The organism is Allopusillimonas ginsengisoli (assembly GCF_004153455.1).
In the GTDB taxonomy this organism is placed as follows: domain Bacteria; phylum Pseudomonadota; class Gammaproteobacteria; order Burkholderiales; family Burkholderiaceae_B; genus Allopusillimonas; species Allopusillimonas ginsengisoli.
In genome coordinates this window covers 51,472-75,499 of the sequence record NZ_SDQE01000015.1, presented here as the reverse complement: position 1 = coordinate 75,499, position 24,028 = coordinate 51,472, and the positions used below count along the sequence as shown (strand labels likewise).

The following is a 24,028-nucleotide window of genomic DNA, read 5'->3' as shown; positions in this document are numbered from 1 at the left end:
CGATGGAACTCCGCCATCTTCGCTGCTTTCTGGCCGTTGCCGAAGAGCTCCACTTCGCCCGCGCGGTAGAGCGGTTGCAAATCGAGCAATCTCGGCTGTCACGCACTATCAAAGAGCTGGAAGAAGACCTGGGCGAACAGTTCTTCGTCCGAACCAGCCGCAGAACGCTGCTGACCCGTCCGGGCAAGCTGTTCCTTGGGCATGTGCCACGCATCTTTACCGCCTTGCAGCAGGCCCAACGCTACGGCCAATGGTTTTCATGAGAGTTGCGCATCGCGCTATCCGATGGCCTCACGCTCTCACTCCTGCTGTCCTTGCTGGCGCCGTGTCGGGAGGAAGAACCCGAAGTCGAAGTATCTAGCGTTCGGGCAGCGGAGTGTCGTGAGAGATCGGCCAGCAGCATGGCTTGCTATTTTCTATCTAAAGAGATGGCCAGCAACCGCCGTCTGAGGATGAGGGCCAATGTGATGATTACGGATGTGGCAAGAGCTATTCCGAGCGCTATGCTGGGTGTCCAATGCGGGATTGCAATGGTTAGTGCAATGCAGAATCCCGCCAGGCTCGCGGTACCTAGCAATGCAGAATACAGCGTGGCGACGACACTGGCACTCCCGAATGTATGGTGAATTGTCACCGCCACCACGGTATAGCCAATTGGGAATGCCAGAAGCAGTCCAGCCCCCGTAGAGCCTAGCCAATGGCTTGCGGTTGTCACTGCAGCGACCAGCGCACCAGCTAGAGAGCCTCGCACGGCGAGAAGGCCGAACCCCGCTCGACCTTTGGTTGGGGAGCCATCCATCACGAATCGTTGGCCGAGGCGCAAGCAAATACTGGTAGCCACGATGAATCCCACGGCACCAACTATCGGCCATGCAGGCAGTAACTGAAGCAAGAGCGCGACAAACATCCAAGTGCCAATGGCGCAGGCCAGGGCAATCCAAGGCCGTAAGGTTCCTGCAGTAGTGATGTAGGCCAACAAAAAGAACTGTGTGGCACACAACGAGAGCAACGCATACGACGCTGCCTGTGCGACGAACGCGGCGGGTGCTTGCTTCGCCAGGAAATAAAAGCCCGGCCCGAGGATGATTGGAAGCCCGGCCAAAGCGCCGCCGATGATCGGCCCGAATATGCCAACGGCCCAGGAGATGGTCATCACCACAAATGCGGTTGTCAGTATTCTTATGGTTAGGACGTCCAGTGGAATGTCGGAAAGGAGAGGTACCAGCGTTGTCATGCCTTCTATCCATGAGACCGCAAGTTCGCAATGCGGCGTTCGTCCGCCTCGCAATGAGGCGTGGGTGCTTCGATGCACCAGCGTATTCCACAACGAGACCATGATCATCGATCCGAGTGTTCTTGACGCTCCAGAGGCTTCATAGTACATTAACTGGAACGATCATTCCAGATTGGTGATATCTTATGCGTACCAAAGAATTTGAGCCAGAGGAGGTTGCTGACGCCGCGATGCGTGTGTTTTGGCAGCGCGGCTACGCTGCGACGTCGATTCAGAACCTAGTTGAAGGTACAGGTTTGTCGCGTAGCAGCCTTTACAGCACGTTCGAGAGTAAGCAGGGACTGTTTCAGCAGGCATTGCGCCGCTACGAAGCTGTGACAACCAACAATGTGGCGCTACTGTCTGGGCCAGGGGCATCCAAGACTTTGATCCGAGAGCTACTCATGCGAATTGCCGAGGACGAACTGAGCGACCCACAACGGCGTGGTTGTTTGGTTGCAAACGCTGCGCTGGAGTTGGCCGGGCAGGACGAGGGGGCTGCCAAATTGGTCGCGCATAACTTCCAGCGCTTGCAAAAGGCGCTGGAGAAGCTGATCCAGCGCGGCCAACAATCCGGCGAGGTCGCTGCCGAGAAGAACCCGCAGGCGTTGGCGCGCTTCTTCGTCAACACCATGCAAGGCATGCGCGTGTTGAGCAAGGGCAGTATGCCGTCACAGCGCCGCCAGAGCCTGCTGGATGTGATCGACGTGGCGCTGGGCACACTGTAGTCGCCGACCCGCAGCGCTTGTTCACTACAAGGGCTTCGGGTTTTTATTTGACCTAAATTGGAACGATCATTCCGTTTTGGGTTTTTGTTTTTATTTCACCTGAAGGAGTTTTCATGAGCACTCACACCCAAGCGACCATCGCTGTACTTGGTACCGGCCTGATGGGCGCCCCTATCGCACGCAATCTTCGCAAGCGCGGATTTGCTGTTCATGCCTGGAATCGCACCGCAGCCAAGGCGCAGGCGCTGGTCAACGATGGCGTCGAAGTGTTCGACAAACCGGCCGATGCGGTTCGCGGGGCCGACATCATTGTGACCATGCTCAAGGATGGCCTGAGCGTCAGGGAAGCGCTACAAGCCGCCGCACCGGACTTGCGCAAAGGTGCCATCTGGCTGCAACTCAGTACAGTGGGCATCGAAGCCATCACAGAGCTGGCAACCTTGGCCGAGCAGTACGGACTCGTGTTCTACGACGCTCCGGTGCAAGGCACCCGGCAGCCGGCGGAACTGGCACAACTCGTCATTCTGGCGTCCGGCCCTGCCGCACAGCGCGAGACGGTGCAGCCCGTTTTCGATGCCATCGGCAAGCGCACCTTGTGGGTGGCGGAGCAGCCTGGTGCCAGCAGCCGCCTGAAGCTCGCGCTCAACAACTGGGCATTTGCCCTGACCCACGGGCTGGCCGAAAGCCTGGCCCTGGCCACAGGACTGGGCGTCGATCCGGCTCTGGTGGTGGATGTGGTCACTGGCGGCCCGATGGACAGCGGCTACTTCCAAGCGAAGACCGCCGCCATCCTGGCGGGCAACTATGCCGCCAGTTTTTCCATCGCCAACGCGGTGAAGGACGCTCAGCTGGTGGTCGATGCCGCCGCTCAGGTCGGTGTTCAGGTGGATGCAGCACAAGCGGGTCTCTGGCGTTTTGAGAGGGCGCTTGAGGCGGGGCACGGCGACAAGGACATGGCGGCATCCTATCTCGCCTGAGCCGCATGGGAGCGACAATCATATGAGCATTAAAGAAGTATCTAGCGTAGCACCTGCGTCTACGATCCAGGCCAAGGGCCTGCCCGTCTGGAAGCTGCTGGCTTTCACGATGGCGGGCTTCCTCGCCATCATGACCGAGACCATGCCTGCCGGCCTGCTGTCGCAGATCGGTCAGGGCCTGGGGGTATCTGAAGCCCTGGCGGGGCAATTAGTGACTCTATACGCCCTGGGGTCGGTGCTGGCCGCCATCCCGGTCATTGCAGCCACACGTAGTTGGAACCGTCGGCCGTTGTTTCTGGTGGCCATTGGTGGCCTGTTGGTATTCAACAGCATCACCGCGCTATCTTCTCACTATGGACTGACGCTGGCTGCGCGCTTTGTCGCGGGGATGTCGGCCGGTGTGATCTGGGGGCTGCTTGCCGGTTATGCACGGCGCCTGGTGCCACCTCCCTTACAAGGGAGGGCACTGGCTGTCGCCGGGGTAGGTCAGCCGATCGCGCTGGCCATCGGCGTACCGCTGGGGACGTGGCTGGGCATGCTGTTCGACTGGCGTGGAGTGTTCTGGATTATGTCAGTGCTGGCGCTTCTGCTGTTTGCCTGGGTGCGGCTGGGGGTGCCGGACTTTGTCGGCCAGTCGGCGAAGCAGCGCCTGCCGGTCCGCCGGATCGTTGCTTTGCCGGGCATCCGTCCGGTGCTGCTGGCGTTGTTCGCCTGGATACTGGGACACAATATCCTCTATACCTACATCGCTCCTTTTCTGACTTCCGTGGGGCTTGGACAGCGCGTCGATGTGGTACTGCTGCTGTTCGGCGTGGCGTCCATCTTGGGCATCTGGATCACAGGTCTGCGAGTGGATCGTTGGTTGCGCATACTGACTTTGTTGAGCCTGGCCGTGTTCGCCTTAGCCGCCTTGCTGCTCGGGCTTGCCGGAGGCTCGCCCGCCGTCGTTCTTATCGGTATCGCAGCCTGGGGGCTGACCTTTGGCGGGGCACCGACACTGCTGCAAACCTCGCTAGCGGACACTGCCGGCGACGCAGCGGATGTGGCGCAGTCCATGTTGGTGACAGTCTTCAACCTAGCCGTTGCAGGCGGTGGCATGGCGGGAGGGCTGTTGCTAGAGCGCCTGGGACCGGCTTCACTGCCCTGGGCCTTAGTGACGCTGGCGTTGCTGGCGTTGGCTGTGGTGTGGTCGGCTAAGGCGCATGGCTTCCGACCCGGCCACAGGCTAGCAGCGGCCTGAGTGGGGCAGGCATGACCCAGGCTACGACGCACTCCTGGCCCGACGTGATGTTAACCGCGCTGGCGCCTGCAATTTGGGGTTCGACCTATTTGGTGACATCGCAATGGTTGCCGCCGGATCGACCTTTCACGGCGGCGCTGTGGCGCGTGCTGCCGGCCGGCGTACTACTGCTTCTGCTAACCCGGCACCTGCCCGCACCCGACTATCGCTTGCGATTGACTGTTCTGGCGGCATTGAACATCGGCGTGTTCCAGGCATTGCTATTCGTGGCGGCATACCGCTTGCCGGGCGGTCTGGCGGCGGTGCTGGGCACCATACAGCCGTTGCTGGTCATGCTGCTCGCATGGGCAGTGGATCGTCGTTCTCCATCGCTCATCACGTTGGCTGCCTGCGTGTTTAGCGTGGCGGGAATGGCCATTCTGCTGCTTTCACCACAGACCGTCTGGGAACCGGTTGGCATAGGTGCGGCCCTAATCGGAGCGGCCTGCATGGCTGCCGGCACCTGGCTAGGCCGCCGCTGGCGAATGGACATGCCGGTGCTGGCCTTGACGGGATGGCAGTTGTTGATCGGTGGACTGATGCTCGCGCCGATTGCATGGTTGGTTGATGAACCGCTCCCAAAACTGACCGTACAGCAAATGTCTGCCTACGCCTATCTCTCACTGGCTGGCGCTTTGCTGGCTTATGCCCTGTGGTTTCGTGGTGTTGGACGTCTCCAGCCGATAGCTGTGGCGTCACTGGGCCTGGTGAGTCCCTTGACAGCCGTATTCCTAGGCTGGGTCGTGCTTGACCAAAACATCACTGGAACTGCAATGGTCGGTATGGTTCTCGTGCTACTCAGCGTACTTGTCGTGCAGTGGTTGGCAGTCATGGGGCGCTAGCTATCGCATTTCTTTTGAATTTATTTTCTCACTGGACCTTCACATGACAAATTCTATTCACAACGTTGTTGAATCTCGTGCATCAATCAATCACTTTCAGCCGAATCGTCCTTTGGGTGGCGATGTGATTGCCGCTTTGGTCAATCATGCGACCAAAGCACCATCGGCATATAACATGCAGAACTGGCGATTCATCGCTGTGCAGTCCGAGGCTGCTAAAGAGCGCCTGAAAGCTGCTGCTTTTGAACAGCAAAAAGTCGTAGATGCGTCTGTCGCCTTCATCGTCTGTGGCAAGCTGGCAGCGCATACGCAGTTGGCCGCAGCTCTGAAACCTAGTGTGGACGCAAAAATTATGGAGCAGAAGATGGTTGATGGGTGGGTGGCTCAGGCCAGCATATCCCATACTGCGGATCCCGCCTTGCAGCGTGACGAGGCAGTCCGCTCAGCTTCCCTGGCGTCCATGACGCTCATGTTGGCCGCTCAGGCAATGGGCCTGGGCTCATGCGCCATGAGCGGATTCGATGCAACGAAAGTAACTCTTGAGTTTGGGATTTCCGCCAACGAATTGCCGGTGATGATTGTCGCTGTCGGCCATCCCGCAGCAGGAAATTGGCCGCAAAAACCTCGCAAGGCACTATCGGAAGTGCTGTCCGTTGTGTGAGCCACCACTATGGAACTTCGGCACCTGCGTTGCTTCCTGGCCGTGGCCGAAGAACTCCACTTCGCCCGCGCGGCAGAGCGGCTGCATATCGAGCAATCCCCGCTGTCACGCACCATCAAGGAGCTGGAAGAAGACCTGGGGGAACAACTTTTCGTCCGCACCAGCCGAAGCACGCGGCTGACGCGGGCGGGCAAGCTGTTCCTTGCGCATGTGCCGCGCATCTTCACCGCCTTGCAGCAGGCGCGGGATAGCGTGAATGCAGCCACCAACGGCTTCCACGGTCAGTTGCGTATCGCACTGTCCGACGGCATCACGCCGTCGCGCCTGCCGTCCTTGCTGGCGCTGTGTCGGCAGGAAGAACCCGAAGTCGAGATTCGCCTGTTCGAGGTGCCCTTGTCGCAGCAGATCAAGGGACTGCATGACGACCTGTACGACGTGGGCTTTGCCCAGTCCGATGAAGTTGGAGAGGGCATCACTGCCGAAGCCGTTTGGAGCGATGTGCTGATGGTGGCGGTGCCTGCGCGCCATCCGCTACTCAAGCACAAGCGCATCCCGTTGGAAGAAGTGCTGCGCTACCCACTGGTGTTGTGCGACCTGCAAGTGTGCGAAGGCCATGCGCGTCAGGTCGAGCGCGTGCTGCGACGGGTGGATATGGAGCCGCTGGTTGCCGAGCGCGTGGCCTCGTGTGATTTGATGATGGCGCTGGTGTCGGCGGGCTTTGCGCTGGGGCTGACTGGAGCGCCATACATCATGGCCAGCCGAGAGTCGGGTGTGGTCGCCCGTCCCTTGGCAGGCCGTTCCCCTTTGCTGACGACCTACGTACTGCACCGAGAAGGCGAATTCTCGGACGTGCTGTCACGCTTTATCGAGCGCGTACAGGCGATCGAATCGCCGGACGGCATCAGAGCCACGCCACCCCTTGAACCCGATCCCCAAGAGGAGGTCGAGTCATGACCATGAAGCAGATCGCCCCATTCCTGTTGGTCGCCGCGCTGTCCGCTTGCGGCCAGTCCGAAACACCGAAACAGGCAGCCAATGTACCGACCGTGGAAGAGCTGGCCGCCGATCCCGAGCGGTTGAAGGATCTGCGCCGCCAGTGCAAGACCGAGCGTCTCACGATGAGCGACGTGCTGTGCAATCGGGTGGCCGAGGCGACGAACAAGCGCTTCTTCGGCAACGGCAAGGTGCCTTACACACCACCGGAGACGCCGCCCAGGTTCTGACTGTTGGCGGCTTGCCTCACATCCTATTTTTCTTTCTCGACACGCCGCAGCGCGCTTACGCCTGCGGCCTTTTTATTGGCTTCGTCCCTGCATGAAACCATGCTTTTTGCATCACCTTGCTGCCGATAACGGTCTTTGACCGGCACTGAATCGGCACCGATCCTGACGCATGCGGCACGCCTTTGTGCCGCGCTTTCCACGGGGAAGCAGCGCAGGAGAAATTGGAGGCCAAGGTATGCAGGCTCAGGGTGTGTTGTTCGGGCAGATCGCCGCCGTGTTCGGCATCGTGATCGCCGGTGTGTGGGGTGCCACGCAATGGACTGCCGCCGCCTTGGGCTACCAGCTACGCCTGGGCTCGCCCTGGTTCGACTTCCACGGTACGCCGGTCTATTACCCGTGGAAGCTGTTCGAGTGGTGGTTCTTCTTCGATGCCTACGCGCCTCAGGTGTTCGACACCGGCGGCATGATCGCGGCGGGAAGCGGCCTGTTTGCCGTGGTGGTCGCCATCGCCATGTCGGTGTGGCGCTCGCGCCAGGCGCGCAAGGTGACGACCTATGGCTCGGCCCGCTGGGCCGATGCCGCCGACATTCGCAAGGCCAGGCTGACGCAGCCCGCCGGCGTCTTTCTTGGTCAGCATGACGGCCACTACCTGCGGCACGAAGGGCCGGAACACGTCCTGACCTTTGCGCCGACGCGCTCCGGCAAGGGCGTGGGCCTGGTGGTGCCGACGCTGCTGTCCTGGCCCGCGTCCGCCGTCATCCACGACATCAAGGGCGAGAACTGGCAAATCACCGCTGGCTGGCGCAGTCGGTTCAGCCACTGCCTGCTGTTCAACCCGACCGATGCCGGTTCGGCGGCCTACAACCCGCTGCTCGAAGTGCGGCGCGGCGCGCATGAGGTGCGCGACGTGCAGAACATCGCCGACATCTTGGTCGATCCCGAAGGTGCGCTGGAGAAACGCAACCACTGGGAGAAGACCAGTCACGCGCTGCTAGTCGGCGCCATCCTGCATGTGCTTTATGCGGGCGAAGACAAGACGCTGCGCGGCGTCGCCAACTTCCTGTCCGACCCGGCCAGTCCGTTCGAGCTGACTTTGCACCGGATGATGACGACCAAACACCTGGGCGATGCCCAGCATCCCGTCGTTGCATCCGCTGCCCGCGAAGTGCTCAACAAAAGCGACAACGAGCGCTCGGGCGTGCTCTCCACTGCTATGTCGTTCCTCGGCCTGTACCGCGATCCGACCGTGGCCGAAGTCACTTCGCGCTGTGACTGGCGCATTGCCGACTTGATCGCTGCGGAACATCCTGTGTCGCTGTACCTGGTGGTGCCGCCGTCGGACATTTCGCGCACCAAACCGCTGATCCGGCTGATCCTCAACCAGATCGGCCGGCGGCTCACCGAATCGCTGGATGGCAGTGATGGGATCGAACGCCGCCACAAGCTGCTGCTGATGCTCGACGAGTTTCCGGCATTGGGTCGGCTCGATTTCTTCGAGACGGCGCTGGCGTTCATGGCGGGCTATGGCATCCGCAGCTTCCTGATCGCGCAGTCGCTCAACCAGATCGACAAAGCCTACGGCCAGAACCATTCGATTCTGGACAACTGCCATGTGCGCGTGACCTTCGCCACCAACGACGAAAGGACGGCCAAACGCATTTCCGAAACATTGGGCACGGCCACTGAGTTACGCGCCCAGCGCAACTACGCAGGCCACCGGCTTGCGCCGTGGCTGGGGCATCTGATGGTGTCGCGGCAGGAGACGGCACGGCCACTGCTGACGCCGGGCGAAGTGATGCAACTGCCGACCGATGAAGCGGTGGTGATGGTGTCCAGCGTCGCGCCGATCAAGGCGAAGAAGCTGCGCTATTTCGCCGACGCCAATTTCAAGCAACGGGTATTTCCGCCGCCTGCGGTGACGGCAGGTCGCTATGCCGATGTGCCGCCTGCACGACCTGACGACTGGAGAGGCCTGGCAATACCTGCGGTTCCTGCGCCACCGGCCACGGCATCCAGCGATGACCTGGAGGCCTTGGGTTCGACCGACGACGGCGGCCCACGCCGCCAGCCGGAACTGTCCGAAGCCATCGCCTATATCCCCGCGATGGATGCCCCGACCAGCGACCTGTCGCTGCTCGATGACGACGACATGCCCCCGGTGCTTCCCGGCCAGCTCGACCCCGCCCTGCAACGCACGGCGCGGCTGGCGTCCCTCGACCCCAACGACGGAATCGACCTATGAGCCAATACCGATTGAACCTGTTCATCCAGCACGAGCACGCCAAACGCTTGGACGAGCTGGCCGCCAAGAAAGGCGTATCCAAGTCCAGCATCGTCGCCGCTGCCTTGGCGTCCTGGCTGTCGCCCGATGCCGGCGACCAGCGCGAGGCCGCCATTGCCAAGCGTCTGGATCGCCTGTCGCGGCAAGCCGAGCGCCTGGAGCGCGACCAGAACATCCAGATCGAAACGCTGGCGCTGTTCATCCGCTACTACCTGACCGTCAGTACGCCGGTACCCGAAGCCCATCAGGATGCGGCTCGCGCTCAGGGCAAGGCGCGTTTCGAGCAGTTCGTCGAACAGTTGGGCCGTCACCTGCTGCGTGGCCGCAGCCTGGTGCGCGACGTGGTGGAAGAGCTGCACCCCGACCCCATGCGCATGGGTGACTCGGCGGCGATGGCAGCCGCCCATGAACGCACTGCGGAGCGTGCGTCATGAGTGCCGTTCCACAGATCCCGCCCGATCCACGCTCATCCGCTGCGGCGTCCCAGGATCGCCGCATCCAGATGCTGCGCACGGCGATGGGGCCGGTGATCGCTGCTGCGCTGGAAGACCCGGACGTGGTGGAAGTGATGCTCAACCCCGACCGGACATTGTGGGTGGATCGGCTGTCCTCTGGCCGTGCGCCGCTTGGAGTCGAACTGCCCGAAGCCGATGGCGAACGCATCATCCGACTGGTCGCCGCCCATGTTGGAGCGGAGGTGCATCGCGGCCAACCGCTATTGACCGCCGAACTGCCAGAAACCGGTGAGCGCTTTGAGGGCATCTTGCCGCCCGCCGCACCCGGCCCAGCCTTTGCGCTACGCAAGCGTGCCATGAGCATCATCGGTCTGGATCGCTATGTGGCCGATGGCATCCTGACCGCTGGGCAGGCCGAGTTCCTGTGTCATGCCGTGCGCGAGCGGCAGAACATCCTGATCGCCGGAGGCACCAGTACCGGCAAGACCACACTGGCCAATGCCTTGCTGGCCGAGATCGCCGCCACCGGCGACCGCGTGCTGGTGCTCGAAGACACCATCGAACTGCAATGCGCGGCCCGTGACCACGTACCCCTGCGCACCCGCGCGGGCGTGGTGTCGATGCAGGAGTTGGTGCGCGCCACGATGCGGCTACGCCCGGATCGCGTGATCGTCGGCGAAGTGCGCGGCGGCGAAGCGCTGGATCTGGTGAAGGTCTGGGGCACGGGCCACCCCGGTGGCATCGCCACCATTCATGCCGGCTCCGCGTTGGGCGCGCTGCTGCGCCTAGAGCAACTGATCCTGGAAGTCGCGGTGAATCCGCCCCGCGCCCTGATCGCCGAGGCGGTCAACGTCGTCATCCACATCGCAGGCCGTGGTCGCAAGCGCCATGTCGAAACCATTTCTCGTGTCGTCGGTTTCGACGGCGCGGGCTACCGCCTGGCGGATGCGCTGGAAGCACCGTTTCCCGAGCTGCCGCCTGTTCCTTCCCCGTCCCCCGACCAATCCTCTGGAGAACTGCCATGACGCACGTTGATGCTTTCCGTTTTTCTGACAATCCGCTTTCCCCGCTGCCCATGCTGGCGCGTTTGCACCGCCTGGCCCGCCCCGCAGGACAAGGGCTGCTGCTCGCGGTATTGATGCTGTTGCTGGCGGGAACGGCGCAGGCCGCCGGTTCCTCGATGCCCTGGGAAGGCCCGCTGCAATCCATCCTCGAATCCATCCAGGGGCCGGTGGCCCGCATCGTCGCGGTCATCATCATTATTGCGACGGGCCTGGCGCTGGCCTTCGGCGACACGTCGGGGGGCTTTCGCAAGCTGATCCAGATCGTCTTCGGCCTGTCCATCGCCTTCGCGGCTTCGAGCTTCTTCCTGTCGTTCTTCAGCTTCTCCGGCGGGGCCGTCGTATGAGCACGGCCACCGATCTTCCGGGCTTTGAAGTGCCGCTGCATCGCTCGCTAACCGAGCCGATTCTGCTAGGCGGTGCTCCGCGCACCGTGGCGATCGCCAACGGCACGCTGGCTGCCGCCGTCGGGTTGGGCCTGCAACTGTGGATTCCCGGCGTGGTGCTGTGGATCGCCGGCCATTCGCTGGCGGTCTGGGGCGCGCGTGTCGATCCGCAGTTCATGCAGGTCTTCGCCCGGCACATCAAGCACAAGCCGCTGCTGGACGCATAGGGGAGTGCCGACATGCTGAACCTTGCCGAATACCGCCAGCGGCCCGCACTGCTGGCCGACTGGCTACCCTGGGCCGGACTGATCGCGCCGGGTGTCGTCTTGAACAAGGATGGCAGTTTCCAGCGCACGGCGCGCTTTCGTGGGCCGGATCTGGACAGCGCCACGCAAGGCGAGCTGATCGCCACGTCGGCGCGGCTCAACAACGCACTGCGCCGCCTGGGATCGGGCTGGGCCTTGTTTATCGAGGCCGAGCGCCGCGCAGCGGCAGGCTATCCACGTTCCGACTTCCCCGAGCCGTTGTCCTGGCTTGTGGAGGAAGAACGCCGCTCGGCCTTCGAGGAATCCGGCCATCACTACGAGAGCGCCTATCACCTCACGCTGGCTTATCTGCCACCAGAAGAATCCCGCGCCCGCGCCGCCAAGATGCTCTATGAGAACGCGCCGGGCGACGGTGTGGACTGGCAAGGTCGGCTTGAAGCCTTCGTGGCAGAAACCGATCGTGTGTTCGACCTGCTCGACGGCGTGATGCCGGAAATTGCCTGGCTGGATGACAGCCAGACACTGACTTACCTGCACACCACGGTGTCCACGCGGCGCTATCGCGTCGGTGTGCCCGACGTGCCGTTCCATATCGACGCACTGTTGGCCGACTCCGCCCTGGTCGGTGGTCTGGCGCCCATGCTGGGCGACCAGCACCTGCGCGTGGTGTCGGTGCGGGGCTTTCCGACCTCGACCTGGCCGGGGATTCTGGACGACCTCAACCGCCTGGGTTTTGGCTATCGTTGGGCAACCCGGTTCCTTTGCCTCGACAAAGCTGAGGCGGAAAAAGAGCTGGGCCGCCTGCGCCGCCAGTGGTTCGCCAAGCGCAAGAACGTCGTCGCGCTGCTGCGCGAAACCATCTTCCAGCAGGAAAGCCCGCTGGTCGATACCGACGCCAACAACAAGGCCGCCGATGCCGATGCCGCCTTGCAGGAGTTGGGAAGCGATCAGGTGGCTTTCGGCTATCTCACCGCCACGGTGACGGTGCTCGACGCCGACCCGGCCGTGGCCGACGAGAAGCTGCGCATGGTGGAGCGCGTCATCCAGGGCCGGGGCTTCGTGACCATTCCCGAAACGCTCAACGCAGTGGATGCCTGGCTGTCCTCGATTCCCGGCAACGCCTATGCGAACGTGCGCCAGCCCATCGTTTCCACGTTGAACCTGGCGCACATGATGCCGCTGTCGGCGGTGTGGGCCGGGCCAGAGAAGAACGCGCATCTGGATGGCCCGCCGCTGATCGTCACCCGCACCGATGGCGCGACACCGTTCCGGCTGGTGACGCATATCGGCGACGTGGGCCACACGCTGGTCGCGGGGCCGACCGGCATGGGCAAGTCGGTGCTGCTGGCCACGCTGGCGATGCAGTTCCGCCGCTATCCCGGCTCGCGCATCTTCGCCTTCGATATGGGGCGCTCGATGCGCGCCACCATCCTTGGGCTGGGCGGCGAGCATTACGACCTCGGCAATGACGGGGCGATTGCGTTTCAGCCATTGGCCCGCATCGACCAGGAAGGCTACCGCACCTGGGCCGCCGAATGGGTGGAAGGCCGCCTGCTGCATGAAGGTGTCGCCATCGGCCCGGACGAGAAGGCCGCGATCTGGTCGGCACTCGGCAGCCTCGCAGGTGCGCCAGCAGAGCAGCGCACGCTGACGGGCCTGTCGGTGCTGCTGCAATCGAACGCACTGCGCCAGGCGCTCGCTCCTTATGTGCTGGGTGGGGCGCACGGAAAGTTGCTGGACGCCGATGCTGACCGGCTGGGTTCCGGCAGCGTGCAGGGCTTTGAGATGGAGGAACTGATGCACAGCAAGGCAGCGGTGCTGGCCGTGCTGGGCTACCTGTTCGCCCGTTTCGACGAGCGCTTCGACGGCGCGCCCACGCTGTTGATCCTCGATGAAGCCTGGTTGTTCCTCGATGACCCGGTGTTCGCCGCCCGCATCCGCCAGTGGCTCAAGACGCTGCGCAAGAAGAATGTCAGCGTCATCTTCGCCACGCAGTCGCTGGCCGACATCAAGGATTCGAGCATTGCCCCGGCAGTGATCGAAAGCTGCGCCAGCCGGATTTTTCTCCCTAACCCACAGGCCACCGAGCCGCAGATCCGCGTGATCTACCAAGGCTTCGGGCTCAACTCGCGCCAGATCGAGATCGTGGCGAGCGCGCAGCCCAAGCGTGACTACTACTACCAATCGCGCCTGGGCAATCGCCTGTTCGACCTCGACCTGGGGCCAGCCACGCTGGCCTTCGCCGGGGCTTCCACCCCGCAAGACCAACGCGACATGGATCGTGTGCTGTTGGACGCAGGCACACCGGGCTTCGCCGGTGCCTGGTTGCGGCATCGCGGCCTCGATTGGGCCGCAGACCTGTTGCCGTCCTCACCGGCGGCGGCTTCTTTCCTGTCCCAACCGTCGGAGAACCAGCCATGAAAAAGCGTCTTCTCGCCGCCACCGTCGCGGCCATGCTCTGCACCGTCTCCACCGTCCAGGCGCAATGGGTGGTGGTCGATCCCACCAACCTCGTGCAGAACACGCTGACGGCCATCCGCACGATGGAGCAGATCAACAACCAGATTCAGCAGCTCCAGAACGAAGCGGAAATGCTCATCAACCAGGCACGCAACCTGGCGAATCTGGACTTCAACATCGTCAATCGCCTGCGCTCGACGCTGGCCACGACCGAACGCCTGATCGCCGAGGCGCAAGGGCTGGCCTACGACGTGCAGAACCTCGACCGGGATTTCGCGCGGCTGTACCCGGAGCAGTACGCCGCCACCATCAGCGGCGACCAGATGTTCCGCGATGCCCGCGAGCGCTGGAAGAACACGCTCGATGGCCTGCATACCGCGATGCGGATGCAGGCGCAGGTGTCGCAGAACCTGGCGCAAGACGAAAGCGCGCTGTCCGATCTGGTCAGCCAGAGTCAGTCCGCCACCGGCGCGCTGCAAGCCATGCAGGCGACCAACCAGCTTCTGGCCTTGCAGGCTAAGCAGTCCATCCAGGCGCAGCAACTCCAGATCACGCAGGAACGCGCCGCCGCACTGGAACTGGCACGCCAAGCGGCGGCTGTCGAACGTGGCCGTGAAGTGACGCGCCGCTTTCTGGGTGATGGCACGCCCTACACGCCGCAGCGCGTGGATTTCTACGGCAACTGACAGGAGACGGCCATGCGATGCGTTTCCTTGCTGCTTCCCGTGCTGCTGGTCGCTTGCAGTCAGCAGCCGACCGAAGACCTGGCCGCTGCCCTGGCCGTCGATCCCGTGCGGCTCAAGGCTTTGCGTGAGCAGTGTGCCGCCGATAGGACGGCCGCAGGCGAAGACGCCTGCCTGGCCGCGGCCGACGCTTTCCGGCGGCGCTTTTTCGCCGGTGAAACCGGGCCTGACGAGTTCCGCACGCTGGCCGATCTGCCGCCGATCCCGCCGAGCTTCGACACACCCATCAGTGACCAGGACGCCATGCCCTTCGAGGGGGACGTGCCATGAATGACGTGACAGTGATCGACCGCTTTCTTGCCACCTTCTCGCGCTACGTCGACTCGGGCTTTGGGCTGCTGCAGGGCGAAGTCGCGTTCCTCACCGCCACGCTGATCGTCATCGACATGACCATCGCTGGGCTGTACTGGGCGATGAGCCACGCCACCGGCCAGGGCGACGACGTGATCGCCAAGCTGCTGCGCAAGGTGCTCTACGTCGGCGCCTTCGCCTACATCATCAACAACTTCAACTGGCTGGCCAGCATCGTCTTCCGTTCGTTCGCGGGCCTGGGCCTGACGGCCAGCGGCTCGACGATGAGCATGGGCGAATTCCTGCAACCGGGACGCTTGGCCAAGACCGGCATCGACGCGGCAGCGCCGATCCTTGAGCAGATCAGTGACATGGCGGGCTTCCCCGAAGTGTTCGTGAACATGACGCCCATCGTGGTCATGTTCCTGGCCTGGGCGGTGGTGATCCTGTGCTTCTTCGTGTTGGCGATCCAGCTTTTCATCACGCTGATCGAGTTCAAGCTGACCACGCTCGCGGGCTTCGTACTGGTGCCGTTCGCGCTGTGGAACAAGACCAGCTTCCTCGCCGAGAAGGTGCTGGGCAACGTGGTGTCCTCGGGCATCAAGGTGCTGGTGCTGGCCGTTATCGTCGGCATCGGCTCGGGCCTGTTCGCCGAGTTCCAGGTACATCCCGCCGAGCCGTCCATCGACCATGCGGTGGTCATCATGCTGGCCTCGCTCACGCTGCTGGCCTTGGGGATCTTCGGCCCTGGCATTGCCACCGGGCTGGTATCCGGTGCACCGCAGCTTGGCGCAGGCGCGATGGCCGGTGCTGCTGTGGCTGCAGCAGGCGCGGCGGTGGCCGTAGGTGCTGCGGCAACTGGCGTGGGCGGTGCCGTGATGGCCGGGGCTCGCATGGCACCGGCTGCCGCCAAGCTCGCCGGGGCTGGCGCGCGGTCCGCGACCTCGGCGGCTGGCAGCGCGAAGTCGGCTTTCCAGGCCGGTTCTACCGCTGCGGGCGGCGGGGCCAAGGGTGCAGTGGCAGGGCTAGGCAATGTCGCCAAGGGCGGCGCACAGGCGGCAGGCCAACGCGCAGGTGCTGGTATCAAGGCAGCGGCGGCCAAGGCTGCCGCGCCATTCAAAGCAGGCTGGCAAGGCTCCGGCACCGATGGCGGTTCAGGCAGTGGTGCCGCCAGTTCCGGGCAGGCCACCACAGGCGATGCCGATGGTGACACGGCCAACGCGCAGAAGCAGGAACAACCCGGCTGGGCCAAGCGCCTGCAACGCCGCCAACAACTCACCCAGGCCACCACCACGGCCGCGCACACGCTGCGCGGTGGCGATGGCGGCGGCTCGGGCCAAGGCCCGAGCCTGCGGGATTCCGATAACTGACTTTCAAGGAGAACTCCATGCGATTCAAACGACCGCAGATGCGCTATGCCGATACGCCGCAGCCTGCCACCCCGTATCAAGCCGCTGCCCAGGTCTGGGACGAGCGCATCGGCTCGGCCCGCGTGCAGGCCAAGAACTGGCGGCTGATGGCCTTCGGCTGCCTGGCGCTCGCGCTGCTGATGGCCGGTGGCCTGGTGTGGCGCTCGGCCCAGTCCATCGTCACGCCCTATGTCATCGAGGTGGATCAGTCCGGCCAGGTGCGCACCGTGGGCGAAGCGGCCACGCCGTACCGGCCCACCGATGCGCAGACGGCGCACCACATCGCGCGCTTCGTGACGCTGGTGCGCTCGCTGTCCATCGACCCCATCGTCGTGCGCCAGAACTGGCTCGATGCCTATGACTACACCACCGACCGGGGCGCGGCGGTGCTCAACGACTACGCGCGGGTGAATGACCCGTTCGCCCGCATCGGCAAGGAGTCGGTGACGGTGCAGATCACCAGTGTGGTTCGCGCCAGCGATGCGTCGTTCAACGTGCGCTGGACGGAACGCCGTTACGTCAATGGTGCGGCTGCCGGGCTGGAGCGATGGACGGCGGTGGTGTCCATCGTGCAGCAGACCCCGCGCACCGAAGAACGCCTGCGCCGCAACCCGCTGGGCATCTACGTCAATGGCCTGTCGTGGAGCCGTGAACTGGATTCTTCTGAAGGAGCCAAACCATGAATGCACGTTTCCGTAGAACCGTATTGCCGGAGATCCTGCTGGCATCGACTGTCCTGTTTGCGGGCTGCGCCACGCAGGGCAAACCGCCGCCGGTGATCTCGCTCGATGAGCCGGTGCAGGCGCAGCCATTGCCCGAGCCGCCCAAGCCCATCGAAGTCGTGGCTGTGCCCGAACCGTTGGCATTGCCCGCGCAGTTGAAGCCGCTGCCGGACGTTGATGCGGCCCCGGTGGCACCGGAGCCCGCCGACGAGAAGGTGCGCGTCTCCCGCGCCAATGCCGAAGCACGCATCGCACCAACCCGCGAAGGCTACGTCAATGCGATCCAGGTCTGGCCCTTCACGGATGGCGCGCTCTACCAGGTCTATGCGGCCGTGGGCCGCGTGACGGTGATCGCGCTCCAGCCCGGCGAGGAACTGGTGACGGTCGCTGCCGGCGACACGGTGCGCTGGATCGTGGGCGACACCTCCAGCGGTAGCGGTACCGATCTGCGCGTCAATGTGCTGGTAAAGCCTATTCGTTCCAGCTTGAAGACCAATCTGGTCATCACCACCAGCCGCAGGACGTACCTGCTGGAACTGACGTCGACCGACAAGGCATGGATGGCGTCGGTGTCCTGGGACTATCCCAAAGATCGGATGCTGGCCTTGCAGCGCCAGGCGCAGGCCGCCAGCGCTGCCGCGCCGGTCGATGCGGGCCTGTCTCTGGAGAACATCCGCTTTAGCTATGCAATCAGCGGCAGCAATCCGCCGTGGAAGCCGCTGCGCGCCTTCGATGACGGCGAGAAGGTATATATCCAGTTCCCGGCAGGCATCGCCCAGGGCGAGTTGCCGCCGCTGTTTGTCATCGGCACGCAGGGCGACGGGCAACTGGTGAACTATCGCTTCCGCTCGCCGTACTACATCGTGGATCGGCTGTTCGGCGCGGCCGAACTGCGCCTGGGGGCCGACAAGGGCGACGCGGTGCGCATCGAGCGCACGGATGGCATCGCCGGGAGGAACTGAACATGAGCCAGGACGATACTCCCGACCTTGCCACGCCGCAGGCGGACAAGGAGGCACCCGAGGCGGTGGCGCTGCGCGCCCAACCGCGCCCGGTCACGCGCCTGAACCGGCGCACGCTGGCCATCCTCGCCGGAGGCTTGTCGGTCGGCGTGATGGGCGCACTGATCTGGTCGCTGCAACCGCAGCAACGCGGCGCGGGCGAATCCACCGAGTTGTACAACGTGGATCGTGTCTCGAAGTCGGAAGGGCTGGATGCGCTGCCGACGGACTATTCCAAGCTGCCAGCGCTGCCGCCTGACGTGCCGGAGCTGGGGCCTCCTTTGCCCGGCGACCTGGGGCCAGCCATCGTCAATTCGCAGCAGCCGGTCGCCGCCACCTATGCCGCGCCGGGTTACGACCCCAACGATGCGCTGCGCAAGGAGGAAGAAGCGGCGGCAGCTTCATCGGTGTTCTTCCGCACCGGCTCCCCACAGGCTGCGCCCGTGGCGCAGTCGCAGGTCGCTGCCGCGCCAGGCTTCGCTGCCAATGCCGCCTTCGATCCACTGGCCGCTGGCCCGGCCTCCACGGCGGCCCAGCCTGCTGATCCGACTGCCGTGCAGAACCGGCAAGACCAGAAAGAGGCGTTCCTGACAGGCGGCTCTACGGAAACCCGCAATTCCGGCAACCTGCAAATGCCCACCTCGCCGTATCAGGTGATGGCCGGAACGGTCATTGCCGGGGCGCTGGTTACGGGCATCAAGTCCGACCTGCCGGGCGATGTGATCGCCACGGTGACGGAACCGATCTACGACACGGCCACTGGCAAGTTCCTGCTGATCCCGCAGGGTTCGCGCATCCTGGGCAAGTACAACAGCCAGGTCAGCTACGGCCAGAGCCGCGTGCAGGTGGTGTGGAACCGCATCATCCTGCCGGACACGTCTTCGCTCACGCTCGACAACCTGATCGGCACCGACCCGGCAGGCTATGCCGGTCTGGAAGACGACGTGGACTGGCACTGGGATCGGATTTTTGCCGGTGCGGTGCTGACCACGCTGCTGGGCGTCGGTGCCGAACTGGCCGCGCCCGAGAACCGCCAGGACGGTGATCGCGTCATCATCGCCGGGCGCGACAGCCTGCAGGACACTGTGAACCAAGTCGGCCAGGAAGTGACCCGGCGCAACCTCTACATCCAGCCCACGCTGACCAGCCGCCCGGGCTTGCCGGTGCGCATCATCGTGAACCGTGATCTGGTGTTGCGGCCTTATCAGCCGCTTTTCTTCAACAAGGGGACTTCACGATGAGCACGACCAGGAAACTGCGGCTGGGTCCGCTGCCCAAGACCGAGAGCATCAAGCTGACCTTCGCTTGCCCGGCCAGCCTGAAAGCCGACCTCGACCGCTACGCCTCGCTGCACGCGCAGGCGTATGGCGAGGCGGTCGATGCGGCGACACTGATCCCGTACATGCTGGGGGCGTTCATGGCGGGAGATCGGGGATTCAGAAAAAGATAAACTAAACAGGAGGTAACAAAATACAAACTAAATTTTATAATGCCTGGAGTGGACCAACTCAACGCATCGTCATGACAGCATCTGTTGTGCCCTAGAAGCACTGCGGCGCGCCACATTTTGCGTTGAATTTGCCTAATGCGCAGCGCAGGTATTGCAATCCATGCTGCAGATTGATCCTAACCTGATGGGCTTTAGTTTGACTTCGTATGCTGTCAGGTGTTCGGGGCGCGTGCGCAACAAGAACAAGGGGAATGAGTGTCTATTATCAAAGAAGAGTATCGAGATCTTCCGCCAAAAGGCGATAAGCTCTGTGATGTGGTTGTCCTCGCACAAGCATGGAAGAAGTCGCATACCTACATCCGCCGCCATAACTGGTATGCGGATGTTTTGGAGTTAGATGCTTCAACTATCGACCTGGAAAATCAGCTAAAGCATTGGGCAGCTCAAGTTTGCCAAGCCGATTTCCGACCGAAGGATTTGCAGCTCGTTCCCGCGCCCAAGAACGCTCATTGGTGGTTTCGCCCGATACCCACGATTACTTCCGAACAATTGTTGGAGCTTAACGTCGATGACCTAGGCAGTGAGCCGACGTTTGACGATTGGACGCCCAGCGAGCCAAGTCTGGGAGAAAATCCTGGTGTGCAGACAGAACAAGAACAGCCACGCCTGAAGCTGCGACCACTGGCCCACTTGTCTATTCGTGACCAAACCTTGGCGACGGCGGTAATGATGTGCTTGGCGGAGGCTGTTGAGTCTGCGCAGGGCGATACGACGGGCGCAGATATAGGGGCAATGCGCGCCAGTGGGGTGGTGAGCTATGGCAATCGGCTGCACTGCACATGGGTAGTCAATGCTGGCGTCCGGCCCCGCGCCAAATTTTCCTGGGGAAACAGCAGAACATATCGCCAGTACTTCCAAGATTACCGGGCGTTCCTCGCACGCCCTCGACGGGTCTGTGCGGATTTGGCGCATCGACTGCGGCCACGACGAGAGCTGTTCGTGGTGTCTTTGGATATCAAGTCGTTCTTTGATCATGTCGATCGCGATGCCTTGCTCGCAGAGTTGAAGGTCTTCGAGGAGGAGCATCAGGCGGAACACGGGTTGCCTGACTGGGCGGCGGCAGACGCACAATTCTGGGAGCGAGTTGCGCGAATCTTCTCTTGGCAGTGGCGCGCTGATGATCAGCAAGAGGCCGCACTGATTCGCGGCGAAGAGCATCAAGAGCTTGAGCTCGGGTTGCCCCAAGGGCTCGTCGCCTCGGGCTTTCTGGCAAACGCGTATTTGATTCGTTTCGACCGCGACATGCAAAAGTCTGTAGCCGATGGGACCATGGTCGGCGACGACGTCAAGCTGCTGGACTACTGCAGATATGTCGATGACATGCGTCTCGTTTTCGAGGCCAAGAGTGGGGCTGGCGGGCTTGGGCAGGCTGCGTTGTTGGAACATGTCAAAAGTTATGTGACCTCAGTTCTGAAGGCACATTGCGAGCGCATGGGTGCGCGGAGATCACTTGAACTGTCGTTAGATAAGTGTGTGGCCACCTCATACCGAGCGATCTCGGCGCAGAGTCACGTGTCCGCTTTGATGGAGATGCTTAACGCAGAGTTGAGTGGGACCTTTGACCTAGAGTCTCTGGCACAGGCGGCGGGCGGCCTTGATGGGCTATTGTGGGTATCTGAGCAGATTGAAAGCGTCGCCGATCCCGCGCCATCTCGATTGGGCTTGGCTACGGTTGCTGTGCCCAACACTGACGTGAGAGACGACACCGTGAAGCGGTTCGTCGCGACGCGAATTGCCCAGTTGATGCGGCATCGGTTGGCGATGACGGATCTCGAAAGTCCGGCTGGCTCATCCGAGACTATTAGTGACCACGTGACACAGGGAGTGGTGCTGTCTCATGAGTTCGAATCGACGGCACGCAAGCTCATCAAATGCTGGGCCGAGAATCCTGCGCTGGTCTTGCTGCTGCGGTGTGGCTTGGACCTGTTCCCTCACCCCCGCCTGTTGAGTCCCGTGACCGAGGCACTCAGCATCAAGCTTTTCGACGTGGCGGCGGGTCTGGACGCAGCAAAGCGCAGGCAAGTGCGCGTAGCAGAGTATGTTCTGGCGGATCTTTTGCGAGCGGGTGCGGTGGAGACTGGCTTCCGTGAGCCGGAGGATTACCCGGAGGGCGTTGATATTCAAGGTTACCGCGAGGATCTCGGCGGAATAGCGCGTCGCATTTTGACTGAACGGACTTCATCGCCTTGGTATCTCCGCCAGCAGGCCCGCCTGTATCTGGCTTCTATCGGTGATGCGTCACTCGCTATGGTGGTCGAAGTTGCCCCCGAGGTACAGGCGTACGCCGCATTGCAACGCGCGGCTCTGTTTGAGCCCGTGCGAGGTGAAGCGCTGAGAGATGTCATACCCTTAGCGATCGTGGCGCAGCAATTGCAGCCGAATGTACGGCGCTTCGGTGTGTGGTTGTCGGAAGGGTTGCGGCGCACAGATGAAGAAGGGATTCGGGAGGATGTTGTGCAATCCGTGGCGCTGAGTCGTCCGGATTTGTTGATGGCAGCGCTGAATGGGCGACGGGCCGCAAACTGGCGCCAGTTTGTGCCAGCCGCTTTGGTCCAAGCCACCAAGCGGCAAAGCAACTCTCGGAGGCATCCGGCTAAGTTGAAGGGTGTTCAGTCCCTCCTGCAAATCATCAGCGAGCCTAACAACCTTTTCGACCAAGAAAATTCTCTGCTCATGCTCGCTGATGCGTTACTTCGATACCAGGGCGTGGAAGAGCAGTTGTCTGCGGGGAAGAGCGCCGTTGACATCATGCTTCGGTGCGAGGATTGGCAAAAGCTATCGGAAATGCCTGAGCAGCCGGGCTTCTTGCATGTGGAGTCAATTGAAGGAGGAGATGCGACAAACCCACTGTACGACAGTCCTCCTTGGGTGGCACCCGAAAAGGCTTGGCTCTACGGACTGGGGCGTATCCTGCGCTCGGCCCTTACCGGAGAGTTTGACTTCACGAGCCGTCGCTACCTTGTCACCGAGGAGGTGGGCCGATACAGTGGCCTGCGCAGCACTTGGTTCAAACGTCGTTTCGGCCTTTTGAACTCCGGACGTGGGTTGCTGGACGAGCCTGGGCCAGTGTCGCCGTGGCTCTCCAGCCTGCTTTCGACGCTCCTGCAATGGCCAGGAGTTGAGTTTCGCGCAAACGCAGCGTCGGCAGCGGGCGATGTCCGGACCGCAGCCGAACTGCTTGCGCTCGTTCAAGAGCGCATCGTGGCCCAGCGCACACTGTTTGGCCACCGAAGCAATACACCGATGTACGTGGTGCCTGTGGATGATCATGAGCCCTTGCAGGATCGGCCATTGCGCGTGGCCATCGTTCAGCCGATGCGCCCGCGGCGAGAAGAGTTTGATGACAAAGACCCGACGCATTGGACGCCGGGAACTTTGGCAGAACATCGCCGCCATCTGGCTGAGGTTTGCAGGCTGACTTATCAGAAGCTCAAGACCTGGTCATCGGCAAGCTATGCAACTACATCCAACAAGAGCGATGAGCCGGTAGTCGATGTCATTCTGTTCCCGGAGTTGGCCGTGCATCCGGAGCACGTCTTTTTGCTGAGGCGACTTTCAGACAAGATCCGAGCCAACATTTTTACCGGCTTGACATTCCTTCATTCGCGCAAGGCTGGCGGCATCGTCAATCAAGGCCTGTGGCTGATTCGAACTGAGTCTGCAGGCCACGGGCGGGCATTCCAGTACGCTTGGCAAGGCAAGCAGCATCCGATGAAGGACGAGGTGAGGATGGGTGTGAAGGGCCACCGGCCACATGTGACGCTGGTCGAGTTGCCGATTGGCGCCAAGACCCGCACACGCATTGCAGCGGCCATTTGCTACGACGCGACGGACTTGGACCTTGTGGCCGACCTTCGTGACAGATCGGACATGTTCTTGGTCGCAGCGCTGAATCAAGATGTGCAGACGTTCGACAATATGGTGGCTGCGTTGCATTTCCACATGTACCAACCGGTTGTCCTCGCCAACTCAGGCGAGTTTGGCGGATCGACGGCACAGGTGCCGCTGCCCAAGCACGAGCGTCTCATCGCACATGTGCATGGAAATCAGCAGGTCGCTGTCAGCGTGTTTGAAGTTGACCCTTCTATCTTCAAATCCACGGCAGCAGCCAAGGCTCCGAAAGCTCTAAAGGCACCGCCGGCTGGATACAAGGGGCGGCCCCGATGACGGGACGAAATCAAGAAAGTGAAGTCAGAAGCAGTAAGGACCCTATGAGCGATAAGCCCGATCAGCTTGCGAAACGATAGGCGAGATTGAGAAACCAGTCCGTTGCCACTTTGATATTCGGCTCGCCACAGCGCGCTTCGGCTTGCTTTCCCCAGGCACTCATGTGGCTCCCAGCCCACAACGCCGCATCCCCTGCAAGCGGCACGAAACAGAGCTAACCTATTGCCCCATATATGGTTTCAAGCCCCATGTGTTTTCCATGAAGGGCTTGACACCGGCCCTTTTTTGAAAGC

At 62.3% G+C, this 24,028-nt stretch carries 22 protein-coding genes and 2 pseudogenes; 23 read left to right on the top strand and 1 reads right to left on the bottom strand.

Annotation, left to right across the window (positions count from 1 at the left end):
- Window positions 1-2: 2 nt before the first annotated feature.
- Together ERE07_RS22475 and ERE07_RS22470 are read left to right on the top strand one after the other, a co-directional pair.
- Window positions 3-173 (top strand): annotated as a pseudogene (locus tag ERE07_RS22475) (LysR family transcriptional regulator); the annotation flags it as partial.
- Window positions 143-361, top strand: a pseudogene (locus ERE07_RS22470) (hypothetical protein); the annotation flags it as partial. The pseudogenes ERE07_RS22475 and ERE07_RS22470, both read left to right, overlap by 31 nt.
- A 48-nt stretch (window positions 362-409) precedes the next feature.
- On the opposite strand, the gene ERE07_RS19465 reads toward ERE07_RS22470, so the two are convergent.
- Window positions 410-1,234 (bottom strand): hypothetical protein, encoded by an 825-nt coding sequence (locus ERE07_RS19465; protein WP_130010705.1) that lies wholly within the window; start codon window positions 1,232-1,234, stop codon window positions 410-412.
- 185 nt (window positions 1,235-1,419) lie between these two features.
- Between ERE07_RS19465 and ERE07_RS19460 the strand changes: the two genes are divergently transcribed.
- From ERE07_RS19460 to ERE07_RS19360, 21 genes are all read left to right on the top strand, one after another.
- Complete coding sequence (locus ERE07_RS19460; RefSeq protein WP_130010704.1) at window positions 1,420-2,001, top strand: TetR/AcrR family transcriptional regulator; 582 nt, start codon at window positions 1,420-1,422, stop codon at window positions 1,999-2,001.
- A gap of 113 nt (window positions 2,002-2,114) precedes the next feature.
- Entirely contained in the window at window positions 2,115-2,978 is an 864-nt protein-coding gene (locus tag ERE07_RS19455; protein WP_130010703.1) for an NAD(P)-dependent oxidoreductase, read from the top strand.
- Window positions 2,979-3,000: 22 nt separating this feature from the next.
- Window positions 3,001-4,218: an MFS transporter gene (locus ERE07_RS19450; protein ID WP_130010702.1), complete on the top strand. Its 1,218-nt coding sequence runs from the start codon at window positions 3,001-3,003 to the stop codon at window positions 4,216-4,218.
- Window positions 4,219-4,229: 11 nt separating this feature from the next.
- Window positions 4,230-5,099, top strand: coding sequence for an EamA family transporter (locus ERE07_RS19445; RefSeq protein WP_130010701.1), 870 nt, complete (start codon window positions 4,230-4,232; stop codon window positions 5,097-5,099).
- A 43-nt stretch (window positions 5,100-5,142) separates the two neighbouring features.
- A complete protein-coding gene (locus ERE07_RS19440; protein ID WP_130010720.1) occupies window positions 5,143-5,760 on the top strand; it encodes a nitroreductase family protein in 618 nt (205 codons plus the stop codon).
- Window positions 5,761-5,769: 9 nt separating this feature from the next.
- Window positions 5,770-6,714 carry a LysR family transcriptional regulator gene (locus tag ERE07_RS19435; protein ID WP_130010700.1) on the top strand — a complete coding sequence of 315 codons (945 nt, stop codon included), beginning with the start codon at window positions 5,770-5,772 and terminating at the stop codon, window positions 6,712-6,714.
- A gap of 2 nt (window positions 6,715-6,716) precedes the next feature.
- A complete protein-coding gene (locus ERE07_RS19430; protein WP_209021194.1) occupies window positions 6,717-6,983 on the top strand; it encodes an EexN family lipoprotein in 267 nt (88 codons plus the stop codon).
- A gap of 235 nt (window positions 6,984-7,218) precedes the next feature.
- Entirely contained in the window at window positions 7,219-9,225 is a 2,007-nt protein-coding gene (locus ERE07_RS19425; RefSeq protein ID WP_130010698.1) for a conjugal transfer protein TraG, read from the top strand.
- Window positions 9,222-9,698 carry a ribbon-helix-helix protein, CopG family gene (locus ERE07_RS19420; RefSeq protein ID WP_130010697.1) on the top strand — a complete coding sequence of 159 codons (477 nt, stop codon included), beginning with the start codon at window positions 9,222-9,224 and terminating at the stop codon, window positions 9,696-9,698. Before ERE07_RS19425 ends, ERE07_RS19420 begins: the two co-directional genes overlap by 4 nt.
- Window positions 9,695-10,744: a P-type conjugative transfer ATPase TrbB gene (gene trbB, locus ERE07_RS19415; RefSeq protein ID WP_130010696.1), complete on the top strand. Its 1,050-nt coding sequence runs from the start codon at window positions 9,695-9,697 to the stop codon at window positions 10,742-10,744. The genes ERE07_RS19420 and trbB overlap by 4 nt, the downstream gene beginning before the upstream one ends.
- On the top strand, window positions 10,741-11,127 hold the full coding sequence (locus tag ERE07_RS19410; RefSeq protein WP_130010695.1) for a TrbC/VirB2 family type IV secretion system protein: 387 nt from the start codon (window positions 10,741-10,743) through the stop codon (window positions 11,125-11,127). Before trbB ends, ERE07_RS19410 begins: the two co-directional genes overlap by 4 nt.
- Window positions 11,124-11,393, top strand: coding sequence for a VirB3 family type IV secretion system protein (locus ERE07_RS19405; RefSeq protein WP_003462917.1), 270 nt, complete (start codon window positions 11,124-11,126; stop codon window positions 11,391-11,393). Before ERE07_RS19410 ends, ERE07_RS19405 begins: the two co-directional genes overlap by 4 nt.
- Before the next feature lie 12 nt (window positions 11,394-11,405).
- A complete protein-coding gene (trbE, locus tag ERE07_RS19400) occupies window positions 11,406-13,853 on the top strand; it encodes a conjugal transfer protein TrbE (protein WP_130010694.1) in 2,448 nt (815 codons plus the stop codon).
- Window positions 13,850-14,578 carry a P-type conjugative transfer protein TrbJ gene (gene trbJ / locus ERE07_RS19395; RefSeq protein WP_130010693.1) on the top strand — a complete coding sequence of 243 codons (729 nt, stop codon included), beginning with the start codon at window positions 13,850-13,852 and terminating at the stop codon, window positions 14,576-14,578. The genes trbE and trbJ overlap by 4 nt, the downstream gene beginning before the upstream one ends.
- Window positions 14,579-14,590: 12 nt before the next feature.
- A complete protein-coding gene (locus tag ERE07_RS19390; RefSeq protein WP_130010692.1) occupies window positions 14,591-14,905 on the top strand; it encodes a hypothetical protein in 315 nt (104 codons plus the stop codon).
- Window positions 14,902-16,296 (top strand): P-type conjugative transfer protein TrbL, encoded by a 1,395-nt coding sequence (gene trbL / locus ERE07_RS19385; protein WP_130010691.1) that lies wholly within the window; start codon window positions 14,902-14,904, stop codon window positions 16,294-16,296. Before ERE07_RS19390 ends, trbL begins: the two co-directional genes overlap by 4 nt.
- A gap of 17 nt (window positions 16,297-16,313) precedes the next feature.
- The gene (gene trbF, locus ERE07_RS19380; protein WP_130010690.1) at window positions 16,314-17,018 is read left to right on the top strand and encodes a conjugal transfer protein TrbF; all 705 of its coding nucleotides are present in this window, start codon (window positions 16,314-16,316) and stop codon (window positions 17,016-17,018) included.
- The gene (trbG, locus tag ERE07_RS19375; protein ID WP_130010689.1) at window positions 17,015-18,019 is read left to right on the top strand and encodes a P-type conjugative transfer protein TrbG; all 1,005 of its coding nucleotides are present in this window, start codon (window positions 17,015-17,017) and stop codon (window positions 18,017-18,019) included. The genes trbF and trbG overlap by 4 nt, the downstream gene beginning before the upstream one ends.
- 2 nt (window positions 18,020-18,021) lie before the next feature.
- The gene (locus tag ERE07_RS19370) at window positions 18,022-19,299 is read left to right on the top strand and encodes a TraB/TrbI/VirB10 family type IV secretion system protein (protein ID WP_130010688.1); all 1,278 of its coding nucleotides are present in this window, start codon (window positions 18,022-18,024) and stop codon (window positions 19,297-19,299) included.
- On the top strand, window positions 19,296-19,508 hold the full coding sequence (locus ERE07_RS19365) for a DUF2274 domain-containing protein (protein ID WP_130010687.1): 213 nt from the start codon (window positions 19,296-19,298) through the stop codon (window positions 19,506-19,508). The genes ERE07_RS19370 and ERE07_RS19365 overlap by 4 nt, the downstream gene beginning before the upstream one ends.
- 315 nt (window positions 19,509-19,823) lie before the next feature.
- Entirely contained in the window at window positions 19,824-23,735 is a 3,912-nt protein-coding gene (locus ERE07_RS19360; protein ID WP_245153790.1) for a reverse transcriptase domain-containing protein, read from the top strand.
- The last annotated feature ends 293 nt before the right edge of the window (window positions 23,736-24,028 follow it).